This is a genomic window from Vogesella facilis (assembly GCF_042648525.1).
GTDB classification, from domain to species: domain Bacteria; phylum Pseudomonadota; class Gammaproteobacteria; order Burkholderiales; family Chromobacteriaceae; genus Vogesella; species Vogesella facilis.
Genome location: NZ_JBHRXN010000036.1, coordinates 412,850 through 425,988 on the forward strand (window position 1 = coordinate 412,850; position 13,139 = coordinate 425,988).

The 13,139-nt window shown below is 67.1% G+C and carries 15 protein-coding genes and 1 tRNA gene; 11 read left to right on the plus strand and 5 right to left on the minus strand.

The features are described 5' to 3' along the window. Positions 1-199 precede the first annotated feature (199 nt). From adh to pqqE, 11 genes are all read left to right on the plus strand, one after another. Positions 200-1,720 (plus strand): aldehyde dehydrogenase, encoded by a 1,521-nt coding sequence (gene adh / locus ACFOLG_RS17310; RefSeq protein ID WP_349589076.1) that lies wholly within the window; start codon positions 200-202, stop codon positions 1,718-1,720. A 659-nt stretch (positions 1,721-2,379) separates the two neighbouring features. Next, positions 2,380-2,772 carry a DUF779 domain-containing protein gene (locus tag ACFOLG_RS17315; RefSeq protein ID WP_386094375.1) on the plus strand — a complete coding sequence of 131 codons (393 nt, stop codon included), beginning with the start codon at positions 2,380-2,382 and terminating at the stop codon, positions 2,770-2,772. Continuing rightward, positions 2,769-3,203: a cytochrome c-550 PedF gene (gene pedF / locus ACFOLG_RS17320; protein ID WP_386094378.1), complete on the plus strand. Its 435-nt coding sequence runs from the start codon at positions 2,769-2,771 to the stop codon at positions 3,201-3,203. The genes ACFOLG_RS17315 and pedF overlap by 4 nt, the downstream gene beginning before the upstream one ends. Before the next feature lie 4 nt (positions 3,204-3,207). Beyond that, the gene (locus tag ACFOLG_RS17325) at positions 3,208-4,035 is read left to right on the plus strand and encodes a substrate-binding periplasmic protein (RefSeq protein WP_386094381.1); all 828 of its coding nucleotides are present in this window, start codon (positions 3,208-3,210) and stop codon (positions 4,033-4,035) included. A gap of 20 nt (positions 4,036-4,055) precedes the next feature. After that, the gene (locus tag ACFOLG_RS17330) at positions 4,056-4,889 is read left to right on the plus strand and encodes a quinoprotein dehydrogenase-associated SoxYZ-like carrier (protein WP_386094384.1); all 834 of its coding nucleotides are present in this window, start codon (positions 4,056-4,058) and stop codon (positions 4,887-4,889) included. After that, a complete protein-coding gene (locus ACFOLG_RS17335) occupies positions 4,886-5,821 on the plus strand; it encodes a quinoprotein relay system zinc metallohydrolase 1 (RefSeq protein ID WP_386094387.1) in 936 nt (311 codons plus the stop codon). Before ACFOLG_RS17330 ends, ACFOLG_RS17335 begins: the two co-directional genes overlap by 4 nt. A 223-nt stretch (positions 5,822-6,044) precedes the next feature. Then, positions 6,045-6,125: a pyrroloquinoline quinone precursor peptide PqqA gene (gene pqqA, locus ACFOLG_RS17340; RefSeq protein ID WP_088964997.1), complete on the plus strand. Its 81-nt coding sequence runs from the start codon at positions 6,045-6,047 to the stop codon at positions 6,123-6,125. 10 nt (positions 6,126-6,135) lie between these two features. Next, positions 6,136-7,062: a pyrroloquinoline quinone biosynthesis protein PqqB gene (gene pqqB, locus ACFOLG_RS17345; protein ID WP_386094390.1), complete on the plus strand. Its 927-nt coding sequence runs from the start codon at positions 6,136-6,138 to the stop codon at positions 7,060-7,062. Beyond that, a complete protein-coding gene (gene pqqC, locus ACFOLG_RS17350; protein ID WP_386094393.1) occupies positions 7,055-7,807 on the plus strand; it encodes a pyrroloquinoline-quinone synthase PqqC in 753 nt (250 codons plus the stop codon). Before pqqB ends, pqqC begins: the two co-directional genes overlap by 8 nt. Further along, the gene (pqqD, locus tag ACFOLG_RS17355) at positions 7,801-8,073 is read left to right on the plus strand and encodes a pyrroloquinoline quinone biosynthesis peptide chaperone PqqD (RefSeq protein ID WP_386094396.1); all 273 of its coding nucleotides are present in this window, start codon (positions 7,801-7,803) and stop codon (positions 8,071-8,073) included. The genes pqqC and pqqD overlap by 7 nt, the downstream gene beginning before the upstream one ends. Further along, positions 8,066-9,193 carry a pyrroloquinoline quinone biosynthesis protein PqqE gene (gene pqqE / locus ACFOLG_RS17360; protein WP_386094398.1) on the plus strand — a complete coding sequence of 376 codons (1,128 nt, stop codon included), beginning with the start codon at positions 8,066-8,068 and terminating at the stop codon, positions 9,191-9,193. The genes pqqD and pqqE overlap by 8 nt, the downstream gene beginning before the upstream one ends. A gap of 99 nt (positions 9,194-9,292) precedes the next feature. Here pqqE and ACFOLG_RS17365 read toward each other — a convergent pair whose 3' ends face one another. From ACFOLG_RS17365 to pheT, 5 genes are all read right to left on the minus strand, one after another. Beyond that, positions 9,293-9,760, minus strand: a complete 468-nt coding sequence (locus ACFOLG_RS17365) for a CreA family protein (protein WP_386094401.1) — start codon at positions 9,758-9,760, stop codon at positions 9,293-9,295. Positions 9,761-9,953: 193 nt separating this feature from the next. Continuing rightward, positions 9,954-10,030, minus strand: a tRNA-Pro gene (locus ACFOLG_RS17370). A 30-nt stretch (positions 10,031-10,060) separates the two neighbouring features. Next, positions 10,061-10,408, minus strand: coding sequence for a MerR family transcriptional regulator (locus ACFOLG_RS17375; RefSeq protein WP_349589047.1), 348 nt, complete (start codon positions 10,406-10,408; stop codon positions 10,061-10,063). Continuing rightward, a complete protein-coding gene (locus ACFOLG_RS17380) occupies positions 10,389-10,691 on the minus strand; it encodes an integration host factor subunit alpha (protein WP_174875295.1) in 303 nt (100 codons plus the stop codon). The genes ACFOLG_RS17375 and ACFOLG_RS17380 overlap by 20 nt, the downstream gene beginning before the upstream one ends. Before the next feature lie 87 nt (positions 10,692-10,778). Beyond that, on the minus strand, positions 10,779-13,139 hold the full coding sequence (gene pheT, locus ACFOLG_RS17385) for a phenylalanine--tRNA ligase subunit beta (RefSeq protein WP_386094406.1): 2,361 nt from the start codon (positions 13,137-13,139) through the stop codon (positions 10,779-10,781).

Sequence of the window (13,139 nt, forward strand, 5' to 3'; positions counted from 1 at the left end):
GCCCGCCGCCAGCGGCGGCACTGCCAGCACGGCACGGGTTGGCCGCAACCCGTGCCACCCACTCCTCCCCGCCAAGCCCCGCCCCGCCTGGATCTGCGACCAAAGTAGCATGGTGGAACCTCCGTTCGCTTCGCACAATGCAATCACTGCCAGGCCAGAGATCACATTGCCGGCACGTCACCAGAACCCGGAGGAAATCATGTTGCAACAGACCCTGAATGCAATCCAGAACACCATCCCGCTGCGCAGCCAGTACGACAACTTCATTGGTGGCAAGTGGGTGGCCCCGGTACGCGGCCAGTACTTCACCAACCTGAGCCCGGTGACCGGCCAGCCGCTGTGCGAGATCGCCCGTTCCACCGCCGAAGACATCGAACTGGCACTGGATGCCGCCCACAATGCCGCCGACCGCTGGGGCCGCAGCTCGCCGACCGAGCGTGCCAACGTGCTGCTGCGCATCGCCGACCGCCTGGAACAATACGCACCGTTCATCGCCGCGGTGGAAACCGCCGACAACGGCAAGCCGCTGCGTGAGACCAACGCCGCCGACATCCCGCTCGCCATCGACCACTTCCGCTACTTCGCCGGCTGCGTGCGGGCCCAGGAAGGCAGCCTGAGCGAGATCGACGAGAACACCATCGCCTATCACTTCCACGAGCCGCTGGGCGTGGTGGGTCAGATCATTCCGTGGAACTTCCCGCTGCTGATGGCCGCCTGGAAACTGGCCCCGGCCCTGGGCGCCGGCAACTGCGTGGTGCTGAAGCCGGCCGAGCAGACCCCGATGGCGATCATGGTGCTGATGGAGCTGATCGGCGACCTGATCCCGCCGGGCGTGCTGAACGTGGTGAACGGTTTCGGCCTGGAAGCCGGCAAGCCGCTGGCCACCAACACCCGCATCAACAAGGTGGCCTTCACCGGTGAAACCAGCACCGGCCGCCTGATCATGCAGTACGCGTCCGAAAACATCATTCCGGTCACGCTGGAGCTGGGCGGCAAGTCGCCGAACATCTTCTTCGAAGACGTGATGAACGCCGACGACGAGTTCTTCGACAAGGCACTGGAAGGCTTCGCCATGTTCGCGCTGAACCAGGGTGAAGTGTGCACCTGCCCGAGCCGCGCGCTGGTGCAGGAATCCATCTACGACGCCTTCATCGAGCGTGCCGTGGCCCGTGTGAAGGCCATCAAACAGGGCAACCCGTACGACATGAGCACCATGATCGGCGCCCAGGCTTCCGCCGAGCAGCTGGACAAGATCCTGTCCTACATCGACATCGGCCGTCAGGAAGGCGCCGAAGTGCTGACCGGTGGCCGCCGCGCCGAGCTGGGTGGCGAGCTGGCCGGCGGCTACTACGTGGAACCGACCATCCTGGCCGGCCACAACAAGATGCGCGTGTTCCAGGAAGAAATCTTCGGGCCGGTAGTGGCGGTAACCACCTTCAAGACCCGCGAGGAAGCGCTGCAACTGGCCAACGACACCAGCTTCGGCCTGGGTGCCGGGGTATGGACCCGCGACGGCTCGCTGGCCTACCGCATGGGCCGCGGCATCAAGGCCGGCCGTGTATGGACCAACTGCTACCACCTGTACCCGGCGCACGCCGCGTTCGGTGGCTACAAGAAGTCCGGTATCGGCCGCGAAACCCACAAGATGATGCTGGACCACTACCAGCAGACCAAGAACCTGCTGGTGAGCTACAGCCCCAACGCGCTGGGCTTCTTCTGAGCGGCAAGCATTCTGCTGCGCGGCGCAATCTCGCGGCTGTGATGCTCGCGGTACCAGCTGTACCGCTGTGCTTCTCGCCGCGACCTTGAGCCGCTCGCCACGAATGCTTACTCGCTCGGAGTCTGGTTGGCGTGCTGCTGCACGGGCCGGGGCCGGCGCCGGGGTGCTCGCGGTAGCACTTGTACCGCTGCGCTTCCCGCCCCAGCCGCGACCCGCTCGCGACGCACGCCACCGCAGACTTACGAAGTTAACCGTGCTGATGTGCGGCCGGGGCCGGCGCTGTGATGCTCGCGGTACCACTTGTACCGCTGCGCTTCTCGCACCAGCGGCGACCCGCTCGCGACGCACGTCACCGCAGATTTGGTTTGCAGTTACCCGTGCCGCTGCACAGGCCGCAACTGGCGCCGGGATGCTGGCGGTAGCACTGCTACCGCGGCGCTTCCCGCCCCAGCGGCGACCCGCACGCAATGCACCTCACCGCAGGTTTGGCAGGATGAGCACCGCGTAACGGCCGGTCTGTCTCCGGACAGCTTGGCTGCATCCCCCGCTGGCTCCTCCGCCACTGCTTGCTGAACCCCACGGCGGCCGGCCCTTGCGGCCAACCGCTGTCCCTTCCACCCAGCTGCAAGGCACCACGGTGCCTGGCCACGGAGGCTCACATGGTCAGCCGCGTCGATATCACCCCCGCAGCCGCCGACATGGTGCACATGCTTACCGCACGCCACGGCCCGCTGATGTTTCATCAATCCGGTGGCTGCTGCGACGGCAGCGCGCCGATGTGCTACCCGCAGGGCGAATTCCACCTCGGCGGACAGGACGTGCTGCTGGGCGAGATCGCCGGCGCACCGTTCTACATGAGCGCCTTTCAGTACGAATACTGGCAACACACTCACCTGACCATCGACCTGGTACCCGGTCGGGGCTCGAGTTTCTCGGTGGAGGCGCCGGAAGGCGTGCGCTTCATCACCCGCTCGCGCCTGTTCAGCGATGCAGAACTGGCCACACTGGCCAAGGATTCCCCCACCACCGCGCAACAAGGAAACATCCCATGAAAGCCGTTACCCGCCGCCTGCTTACCCTGACCCTGCTGGCCTGTGCCGGCAGCCTGACCCTGTCCGGCCTGGCCGGCGCCCATGGCGATGTGACCCCGCAGCCGGTGGATACCGGCAATCTGAAAAAACTCGGCCCGGACTGGCTGGACGTCAACCCCTACCGCGGCAACCCGGAAGCCATCCGCATCGGCCATTCCGCCTTCGCGCAGAACTGCGCGCGCTGCCACGGCATCGACGCCATCTCCGGCGGCATCGCCCCGGATTTGCGCAAGCTGCCGGAAGGCGAGGAAGGCGACGCCATCCTGCAGGGTCGCTTCCGCTTCGGCTCCATCCGCAACGGCGTCACCTACATGCCGCCGTTCGAGGGCATCCTGTCGCAGGAAGCGGCCTGGGCGATCCGCTCCTGGCTCGACACCGTGCACCAGGAGTAAGGCCATGCGTCGCCGTCAGCTGTTGGCCGCGCTGCTGCTGGCCCCGTTGCTCGCGCTACCGGCCGCCCGTGCGGCCAACCTGGACGACCTGAAAGCCGGCGGCGTGCTGCGGGTGGCGGTGTATCGCGACTTCCCGCCATTCTCCTTCGTGCACGACGGCGAGCTGGGCGGCATCGATGTCGAACTGGCGCGCGCCATCGGCAAGAAGCTGGGGCTGACGGTGAATTTCATGCCGCTGACCCCGGCCGACGATGTCGACGGCGACTTGCGCAACGCGGTGTGGAAAGGCCATTACCTCGGCGGCGGCACCGCCGATTTGATGCTGCATGTGCCGTTCGATGCGGAGCTGGCGCGGCGCAACGACAACGCCTTCCTGTTCGGCGCCTACTACCGCGAACAGCTGGCGTGGGCCGGCAGCAGCGTGCCGGCCTCCAGCTGGCAGATCGGCACGGAAAAAATCGCGGTGGAAAACGACAGCCTGGCCGACCTGTACCTGTCGGCACTGCAGGCCGGCCGCCTGCGCGGCCAGCTGCAGCACTACCCCACCCCGGCCGCCGCCAGCGCCGCGCTGCAGGACGGCCGTGCCACGGCTACGTTCGGCACGCAAAGCGAGCTGGAATGGCTGCTGCGCGGCGGCCAGTGGCAGCTGGGCCAGCCGCAGACGCCGGGACTGCGCAAGGCCAGCTGGGAAGTGGGCATGGCCACCAAGGAAAGCCTGCGCGATCTGGCCTGGGCGGTCAGCGATGCGCTGGCCGAGCTGCGCGCCAGCGGCCAGCTGGCGGCGATGTTCCAGCGTTACCACACCAGCTATCGTCCGCCGGACGAGCATTGAGCCGCCGCATGCTGAGCGCCATGACACCCCGCACACTGCCCGCCGCCGCCTGGCGCAGCCCTGATGCCAGGCAAACTGCGGCCAACGTTGGCCGCAACGCCATGCTGCTGGCGCTGCTGTGCCTGCTGCCGCAGGCCGCCCGCGCCGCCGACCAGGCCGCCGACCCGCTGCACTCGGTGATGTGGGAGGTGATGCAGCGCACCGTGCTGCAGGGCCAGCCGGCGGTGTTCGACGACCGCGTCAAGGTCAGCCTGCCGCGGCAGGTGGAGGACGGCCAGCGCGTGCCGGTGAGCGTGGATGCCAGCGCGCTGGGGCAAGTGGACGAGCTGCTGCTGTTTGCCGATTACAACCCCTTGCCGCTGGCGCTGCGCATGCGCCCGCTGCGGCTGCAGCCTGTGTTTGCGGTAGCGATGCGCGTCAACCAGGCCACGCCGGTGCGCGCCGCCGCCCGCACCGCCGACGGCGTGTGGCATGTCGGCGGCCAGCTGGTGGACGCCCCCGGCGGCGGCTGCGCACTGCCCACCGCCACCCGCAACAGCACCGACTGGGGCACGCTGCTGGGCCGGCTGTATGGCCGCGTCTGGCAGCAGGACGCCCGGCAGCGCATCCGCCTGCGCATCATGCACCCGATGGATACCGGGCTGGTGGGCAACACGCCGCGCTTTCACCTCGACACGCTGCGGCTGAGCGACGCCGCCGGCCAGCCGCTGGCCGAGCTGGCGCTGCAGCCGCCGCTGGCGGAAAACCCGCTGTTCACCCTGCAGCTGGCGTCGCCCGCACCCGGCCCGCTGCAAGTCAGCGCCAGCGACAGCGATGGCAACTTCTATCACGGCCGCCTGCAGGAGCAACCATGAGAGTCTGCGGCCAACGTTGCTGCCTGTGGCTGGCCCTGCTGGCCCCTGTCGCTCAGGCGCAGGACTACCCGATCCAGCCGCAGCAGGTTGCGGCGGACAGCTGGGTGGTGGTCGCCGATACCGGCTACTTCAGCGCCGCCAACGGCGGCTTTCTGGTCAACACCGCCTTTATCGCCACCAAGGCCGGCGTGGTGGTGCTCGGCAGCGGCCCGTCGCGCGCCTTTGGCGAGCAGTACCGCCGGGTGATCGAGCGCACCACCGGCCAGGCGGTGCACGAGTTGATCATCACCCACAAGCACCCGGACCATTTCCTCGGCAACCAGGCGTTCCGCGATGTGCCGATCCGCGCCGACGAGCGCACCAGCAGCATGTTGCGCACCGAGGCGGAAGGGCTGGCCGAGAACCTGTACCGGCTGGTGGGCGAGCGCATGCAGGGCACCGAGGTGCAGCTGCCCACCGCGCCGCTGACCACCGGCCTGCGCGACATCGGCGGCCACCGGCTGGAGTTCATCGCCGTGCCCGGCCATACCCAGTCCGACATCGCGGTGTTCGACCACACCAGCGGCGTGCTGTATGCCATCGACCAGGTGTTCAATGGCCGCACCCCGACGCTGCCCAATGCCAGCATCGCCGACTGGCTGGCGGCACTGCAGCGGCTAGAGGCGCTGCCGTTCACGCTGCTGGTGCCGGGCCACGGCCCGCCCAGCCGCGATGCGGCACCGATCCGCGCCACGCGCCGCTACCTGCAATGGCTGGATGCCAGCCTGCGCGCGGCGGCAGAGCGCGGGCTGACGCCCAACGAGGTAATGGCGCTGCCGCTGCCGGCCGAGTTCGCCGCCTGGGCCGAGGCGCGCGACGAATGGCGCCGCAGCGTCGGCTTCCTGTATGGCCGCTACGAGCAGGCGGCGCTACCGGCCGTGGATGGCCGCTGAGGCCGCCCCGATCACCCCGGCCCCGAACGGCAGCCCCCCGCTGCCACCGCCCACCTCCTCCGGGCGGCCAGATTCGGGCCTTTTGGCACCCGCTACGGCGGGTGTTTTTTTATCTGCCGCGCCGCGGCCAAGCCTGCGACTAAAGTCGCATTCTCCCGGCGCGGCCAGCTTCTTATAGTGAGCTGGCCATCCCGGCATTCGTTATCCAACAGGAGGATTCACCATGCGTACCTGGACAACCCCGCAAGTGATCGAAGTTTCGCTCGGCTGCGAGATCAACTGCTACATGTGCGCCGAGCGCTGAGGCGGCCACCATGTTGCGCGTCATCGTGCTGGGCGCGGCGGCCGGAGGCGGTCTGCCGCAATGGAATTGCGCCTGCGATGCCTGCCGCGCCGCCCGTGACGGCCGGCTGGCAGCGCAGACGCAATCCTCCATCGCCGTCTCGGCCGATGGCGCGCGCTGGGTCTTGATCAACGCTTCGCCCGACATCCGCCAGCAGCTGGCCGCCGTGCCGGCGCTGCAACCGCAACACTTTCCACGTTCCACCCCGCTGCAGGCGGTGCTGCTGACCAATGCCGATGTCGACCACATCGCCGGCCTGCTGTCGCTGCGCGAGGCCGAGCCGTTCGCGCTGTACGCCACCGGCCGCGTGCAGGGCATCCTCGCCGCCAACGCGGTGTTCAATGTGTTGGATCGGCAGCTGGTACCGCGCCGCGCGCTGGCACTGGATGAGCTGCAGCCGGTGCTGACTGCCGACGGCAGCGACAGCGGCGTGCGGGTGGAAGCCTTCACCATTCCCGGCAAGGTGGCGCTGTGGCTGGAAGACCCGGCTGCGGCCAACTTTGGCAGCGTGGCGGAAGACACCATCGGCCTGGCGCTTTCCACCACCGACAGCGTGGGGCGACTGATCTACCTGCCAGGCTGTGCCGCGCTGCCGGATGCCATCAAGGCACGGCTGCGCCCCGGCGACAGCCTGCTGTTCGACGGCACCACCTACACCGACGACGAGATGATCCGCGCCGGCCTTGGCAACAAGACCGCCGCGCGCATGGGCCACCTGCCGATGAGCGGCGCGGCCGGCAGCATCGCGCTGTGGCGCGACGTGCCGCTGGCCGGCAAGCGCTTCATCCACATCAACAACAGCAACCCCGTCCTGTTGCCGCACAGCCCCGAGCGCGCCGCCATTGCCGCCGCCGGCTGGCAGCTGGCGCACGACGGCATGGAGTTCAGCGTTGAATAAGCCACTCACTGCCCCGCTGTCGCCGGCGGAACTGGAAGACGCGCTGCGGACCATCGGCCACGCGCGCTATCACAACCTGCATCCCTTCCACCACCTGCTGCACGGTGGCAAGCTGAACTTCGGCCAGGTACAGGCCTGGGCGCTGAACCGCTACTGCTACCAGGCGGCGATTCCGCGCAAGGACGCGGCGCTGATCAGCCGCATCCACGACCGCGAGCTGCGCCGCGAATGGGTGCAACGCATCCTCGACCACGACGGCTACGGCGACGAGGAAGGCGGCATCGAGCGCTGGCTGGTGCTCACCGACGGCCTGGGCCTGCCGCGCGATTACGTGATCTCGCGCCAGGGCGCGCTGCCGGCCACCGTGTATGCGGTAGAAGCCTACGTGGACTTCGTCGCCCGCCAGCCGCCGGTGGTGGCGGTAGCCTCCTGCCTCACCGAACTGTTCGCCCCGGCCATCCACCGCGAGCGCATCGTCGGGCTGCTGGAAAACTACGACTTCATCGACGACAAGGTGCTGGCCTACTTCCGCCGCCGCCTGACGCAGGCGCCGCGCGATGCCGACTTCGCGCTGGACTACATCAAGCGCCATGCGCTGACTGTCGCCGAGCAGCAGGGCGTGCTGGACGCGCTGACCTTCAAGTGCAATGTGCTGTGGGCGCAGCTGGACGCGCTGTACAGCGCCTACGTGGCCCCCGGCATGATCCCGCCCGGCGCCTTCGATCCGGCGCAGCCACCATGCTGAGCCTCACCGACAGCGTGCGCCTCGCCCCCGGCACCCGGCTGCAGCACGACAAGGTACGCCAGCGCTGGGTGCTGCTGGGGCCGGAGCGCATGCTGATCATCGACGAGCTGGCGCGGCTGTGCCTGGAGCGCAGCGCCGGCGTCAACATCGGCCAGCTGTGCGAAGGGTTGGCCGCAGAATTCGCCGCACCGCTGGACACCGTGCAGCAGGACGTGCTGACGCTGTTCACCACCATGAGCGAGAAAGGTTTTCTGCGCCATGACTGATACCACCGCGACTGATACCACCGCCACAGGCCAGCTGGAACCGCCACTGGCCATCCTGCTGGAACTCACTCACCGCTGCCCGCTGCGCTGCGCCTACTGTTCCAACCCGCTGGCGCTCACTCCGGCCAGCCACGAGCTGGACACCGCCGGCTGGCGCGAGGTGCTGCGCCAGGCCGCCGACATGGGCATGCTACAGGTGCATTTTTCCGGCGGCGAGCCGATGGCGCGCAGCGACCTCACCGAGCTGGTGGCCTACGCCAGCGAGCTGGGGCTGTACAGCAACCTGATCACCTCCGGCGTGCTGCTGGATGCACCAAGGTTGGCCGCATTGCAGGCCGCCGGCCTCAATCACGTACAGCTGAGTTTCCAGGGGCTGGAGGACGCGCAGGCGGATCGGCTGTCCGGCTTTCGCGGCGGCGTGGCGAAAAAACAGGCGGCGCTGGCGCTGGTGCAGCAAAGCGGGCTGGCGCTGACGCTGAACTTCGTCATCACCCGCAGCAATGCCCACGAGCTGAACGCCATGCTGCACTACGCCGACCAGCACGGCATCGCCCGCGTGGAAGTGGCCAACACCCAGTACTACGGCTGGGGGCTGCAGAACCGCGCGGCGCTGATTCCCAGCGAGGCGCAGCTGGACGCGATGACCGCCACCGTGACGCAGTGGCGCGAGCGTAGCCGCGGCCGCATGGTGATCGACTACGTGATCCCCGACTACTACGCGCGTCGTCCCAAGGCCTGCATGGGCGGCTGGGCGCAGCGCTTCCTCAACGTGATGCCGGACGGCACCCTGCTGCCCTGCCACGCAGCGCAGACGCTGGCGCACCTGCAGTTCCCACGCGTGCCGCACAGCACCCTGCACGCCGCCTGGTACGAGTCGCCGGCCTTTGCCGCCTACCGCGGCACGGCCTGGATGCCGGAACCCTGCGGTGGCTGCGAGCACAAGGAACGCGACTTCGGCGGCTGCCGCTGCCAGGCGCTGGCGCTGGCCGGCAGCGCCAACACGCTGGACCCGGTGTGCGAGCGCTCGCCGCAGCACGAACAGGTGGTCACCCTGGCGCGGCGCGAAGCGCAGCTGGGCGAGCAGCCGTATACCCTGCGCAGCTTCTCCTTCACGGTCTGAGACAGCATGCGGCCAACCTTGTCCCGGCCATAAAACAAAACCGCCCTGCCGCGATGAGCGCCAGGGCGGTTTTTCATCGGCCAGGGTTGGCCGCAAGCCTTACTTGAGCGGAATCTTCATTGCCGCCGGCACCGGCACCGCGGTAACACTGTTCTTCGGGCTGCCGTCGATCAGGCGGTCGGAATACACCAGGTACACCAGCGTGTTGCGGCGGGCATCCACCATGCGCACCACGCGCACATGCTTGAACAGGATCGACGCGCGCTCGGTGAACACCTCGTCCTCCTGCGGCAGCGGCCCCTTGAAGGCGACGGTGCCCACCTGGCGGCAAGCCACCGACGCCTCGGCCTTGTCCTCCGCCAGCCCCAGCGCGCCGGACACGCCGCCGGTCTTGGCGCGCGACAGGTAGCAGCTCACCCCGGCCACCAGCGGGTCGTCGAACACCTCCACCACGATCTTGTGATTGGACCCGATCAGCTTGAAGGCAGTAGATACATCGCCCACTTTTTCCGCCTGCGCCAGCAGCGGCAGCACCGCCAGCGTTACCGCACACAACCAGTGCTTCATATTGGCCTCCGATTCAAGCATTACCCTCAGACGGGAAAGTATGCGGCATGCCGAATATAAATGCGCAGGCCGTGACATTGATTGGCAAAAAGACGGCAAGTGGCCGGCCGTAATAATCCGCCGCCAGCAATAAAACACGCGAACGCAAAAAAGCCATCCGAGTGGATGGCTTTTTTGGCTGAAACGGGTTCTTTGGTCGGGGCGAGAAGATTCGAACTTCCGACCCCCTGCACCCCATGCAGGTGCGCTACCAGGCTGCGCTACGCCCCGACGAAAGAGGGCACAATTATAGGCAATGAATCAATTCTTGCCAAGCGAGATATCCAGCCAATCCACCAGCGACTGCAGTTCCGCCCGTACCTGCTGCGCGGTCATCGGCGCCGGCTCATCGCTGGACAGCCGCTGACGTGCGCCGTGCAGGGTGAAACCATCGTCATAAAGCAGCTCGCGAATGCGGCGCACCAGCAGCACTTCGGCATGCTGGTAGTAGCGGCGGTTGCCACGACGGGTCACATTGCGCAGCTCGGAGAACTCCTGCTCCCAGTAGCGCAGCACGTGCTGTTTGACACCGGTCAGCTCGCTGACCTCACCAATGGAGAAGTAGCGCTTGGCCGGGATCGGCGGCAGCTCAGCCTTGTTTGTCGGCATGATAGAGTTCAACCATTCCCTTGAGTTTCTGGCTAGCGTGGAAAGTTACCACGCGGCGGGCAGTGATGGGAATCTCTTCGCCGGTTTTCGGGTTGCGCCCCGGACGCTGCGGCTTGTCGCGCAACTGGAAATTGCCGAAACCGGACAGTTTTACGCTGGTACCGGATTCCAGCGTGGCACGGATTTCTTCAAAAAAAGATTCCACCATGTCTTTGGCTTCGCGCTTGTTCAGACCCACTTTATCGAACAGCAAATCGGCCAACTCGGCCTTGGTCAAAGTCATGACAATTCCTCACTACAAATCAGATGCTTGAACTCGCCACCCGCACCGCGCGGGTGGCTTAACAGATAACAATCGGGACGGCCGCGCTCAGGCGCGCAGTTCGGCGCCGCAGGCCTGGGCGGCAGCCAGCATGGCGGCCACGCCCTGCTCCACTTCCTCGTCCACCAGGGTGCGATCCTGTGCCTGCAGGATGATGCGCAGCGCCAGGCTCTTCTTGCCCTCCTCCACGCCCTTGCCGCGGTACACGTCGAACAGTGCCAGTTCGCGTACCGCTTCCGGCGCGGCGGCCAGCATCGCCTGCTGCAGGCTGGCCAGGGTAACCTCCTCGGCCACCACCAGCGCCAGGTCGCGGCGCACCGGCTGGAACTTGCTCACCGGCTGCACAGCCACGCGGCGGCTCTGTTCCACCACCTCGGCCGCCAGTTCGAACAGCACCGGCGCGGTGTTCAGGCCGTAAGCCTGCACCCAGCGCGGGTGCAGTTCGCCCACATGGCCCACCACGGCGCCATCCAGTACCACCTCGGCACAGCGGCCCGGATGGAATGCCGGATGCTCGCCCTTGCGATATTCGGCCACGCGCGGGTGCAGCAGGGCCTCCACATCGGCCTTGGCGTCGTAGAAATCCACGCGCTCGGCCTTGCTGGCCCACTGCTCGTCCACGCGGCTGCCATAAGCCAGGCCGGCGACGCGCTCCGGCTGCTGTACGCTGCCGTCGGCCTGTTTCAGGAACACGCGGGCGATCTCGAACACGCGCACGCGGTTGTGCTTGCGGTTGAGGTTGCCCACCAGCACGTCCACCAGGCCGCCGATCAGGCTGGAGCGCATCACGCTCATCTGACTGGCGATCGGGTTCTGCAGGCGCACCGGGTCGCTGTTGCCGGCGAAGTCGCGCTCCCACTTTTCTTCCACGAAGGCGTAGCTGACGATTTCCTGGAAGTCACGGCCGACCAGCAGGCGGCGCACTTCGCTGCGCGGGCGCAGGGTTTCCGGCTGCGGCAGCATGGCCAGGCGCGCACGTGGCGCGTCGGATGGAATCGCGTCGTAACCGTAGACACGGGCGATTTCCTCGATCAGGTCTTCTTCGATGGCGATGTCGTAGCGGAAGCTCGGCGCCTCGACCACGAAACCGTCTTCCACTGCGTCGAAGGCAAAGCCCAGGCGGGTAAAGATGGCGGCGATCTGCTCTGCGGCCAACGTTACGCCCAGTACCTTGGCCACGCGTGCGGTGCGCACCTGCACGCGGTTGCGCGCCGGCAGCTCGGCCACGGTTTCCACCAGCGGGCCGGCTTCGCCGCCGCAGATTTCCAGCGTCAGCACAGTGGCGCGCTCGATGGCTTCCTGCTGCAGCATGAAGTCCACGCCGCGCTCATAGCGGTAGGAGGAGTCGGAGCCGAAGCCCAGCTCACGCGCCTTGCCGGCGATGGTGTCCGGGTTGAAGAACGCGCTTTCGAAGAAGATGTCGCTGGTTGCGGTGGTAACGCCGCTTTCCAGCCCGCCCATGATGCCGGCAATGGCCAGCGGCTTGCTGTCATCGGCGATCACCAGCAGTTCCGGCGTCAGCGCCACTTCTTTTTCGTTCAGGCACACCAGCTTTTCGCCATCACGGGCAAAGCGCACGTTGATGCCGCCATCCAGCTTGGCCAGATCGAAGGCATGCATCGGCTGACCCTGTTCCAGCAGCACGTAGTTGGTGATGTCGACGATGGCGGAAATCGGGCGCAGGCCGGAGCGTTCCAGACGACGCTGCATCCATTCCGGGGTAGCGGCGGCGGCATTGACGCCCTTGATGACGCGACCGATGTAGCGGCCGCAAGCGTTGGCCGCATCGATGCGGATAGCGCGCTTGTCGTCGCACTGCGGTGCCACGGCGTCGATGGCCAGCGGTGCCAGCGGCGCGCCGGTGAGCGCGGCCACTTCGCGGGCGATGCCGCGCAGCGACAGGCAGTCAGCGCGGTTGGGGGTGATCTTCAGGGTGAACAGCGCGTCGTCCAGCCCCAGGTAGTCGCGGATGCTCTGACCTACCGGCGCGTCGGCCGGCAGCAGCAGCAAGCCGTCAGCCTCGTCCGGCACGCCCAGTTCCTTGCCGGAGCACAGCATGCCGCCGGACTCCACGCCGCGCATCTTGGTCGGCTTGATCTTGAAATCGCCCGGCAGCACGGCACCCGGCAGCGCGCACGGAATCTTTACGCCCACCGCCACGTTGGGTGCGCCGCACACGATCTGGATCAGCTCGCCGGTGCCGGCGTCCACCTTGGTGACGCGCAGGCGGTCGGCGTTTTCGTGCTTCTCGCATTCCTTTACTTCGGCAATCACCACGCCGCTGAAGGCCGGCGCGGCCTGCTGTACTTCTTCCACTTCCAGGCCTGCCATGGTCAGCAGGTAGGACAGCTCGTCGGTGGTCAGCGACGGATTAACGCGGCTACGCAGCCATTGTTCGGAAAATTGCAT

Coding starts and splice junctions, on each gene's coding strand:
- adh (WP_349589076.1), top strand. CDS start 200: ATGTTGCAACAGACCCTGAATGCAATCCAGAACACCATCCCGCTGCGC.
- ACFOLG_RS17315 (WP_386094375.1), top strand. CDS start 2,380: ATGGTCAGCCGCGTCGATATCACCCCCGCAGCCGCCGACATGGTGCAC.
- pedF (WP_386094378.1), top strand. CDS start 2,769: ATGAAAGCCGTTACCCGCCGCCTGCTTACCCTGACCCTGCTGGCCTGT.
- ACFOLG_RS17325 (WP_386094381.1), top strand. CDS start 3,208: ATGCGTCGCCGTCAGCTGTTGGCCGCGCTGCTGCTGGCCCCGTTGCTC.
- ACFOLG_RS17330 (WP_386094384.1), top strand. CDS start 4,056: ATGACACCCCGCACACTGCCCGCCGCCGCCTGGCGCAGCCCTGATGCC.
- ACFOLG_RS17335 (WP_386094387.1), top strand. CDS start 4,886: ATGAGAGTCTGCGGCCAACGTTGCTGCCTGTGGCTGGCCCTGCTGGCC.
- pqqA (WP_088964997.1), top strand. CDS start 6,045: ATGCGTACCTGGACAACCCCGCAAGTGATCGAAGTTTCGCTCGGCTGC.
- pqqB (WP_386094390.1), top strand. CDS start 6,136: ATGTTGCGCGTCATCGTGCTGGGCGCGGCGGCCGGAGGCGGTCTGCCG.
- pqqD (WP_386094396.1), top strand. CDS start 7,801: ATGCTGAGCCTCACCGACAGCGTGCGCCTCGCCCCCGGCACCCGGCTG.
- pqqE (WP_386094398.1), top strand. CDS start 8,066: ATGACTGATACCACCGCGACTGATACCACCGCCACAGGCCAGCTGGAA.
- ACFOLG_RS17365 (WP_386094401.1), bottom strand. CDS start 9,760: ATGAAGCACTGGTTGTGTGCGGTAACGCTGGCGGTGCTGCCGCTGCTG.
- ACFOLG_RS17375 (WP_349589047.1), bottom strand. CDS start 10,408: ATGCCGACAAACAAGGCTGAGCTGCCGCCGATCCCGGCCAAGCGCTAC.
- ACFOLG_RS17380 (WP_174875295.1), bottom strand. CDS start 10,691: ATGACTTTGACCAAGGCCGAGTTGGCCGATTTGCTGTTCGATAAAGTG.
- pheT (WP_386094406.1), bottom strand. CDS start 13,139: ATGCAATTTTCCGAACAATGGCTGCGTAGCCGCGTTAATCCGTCGCTG.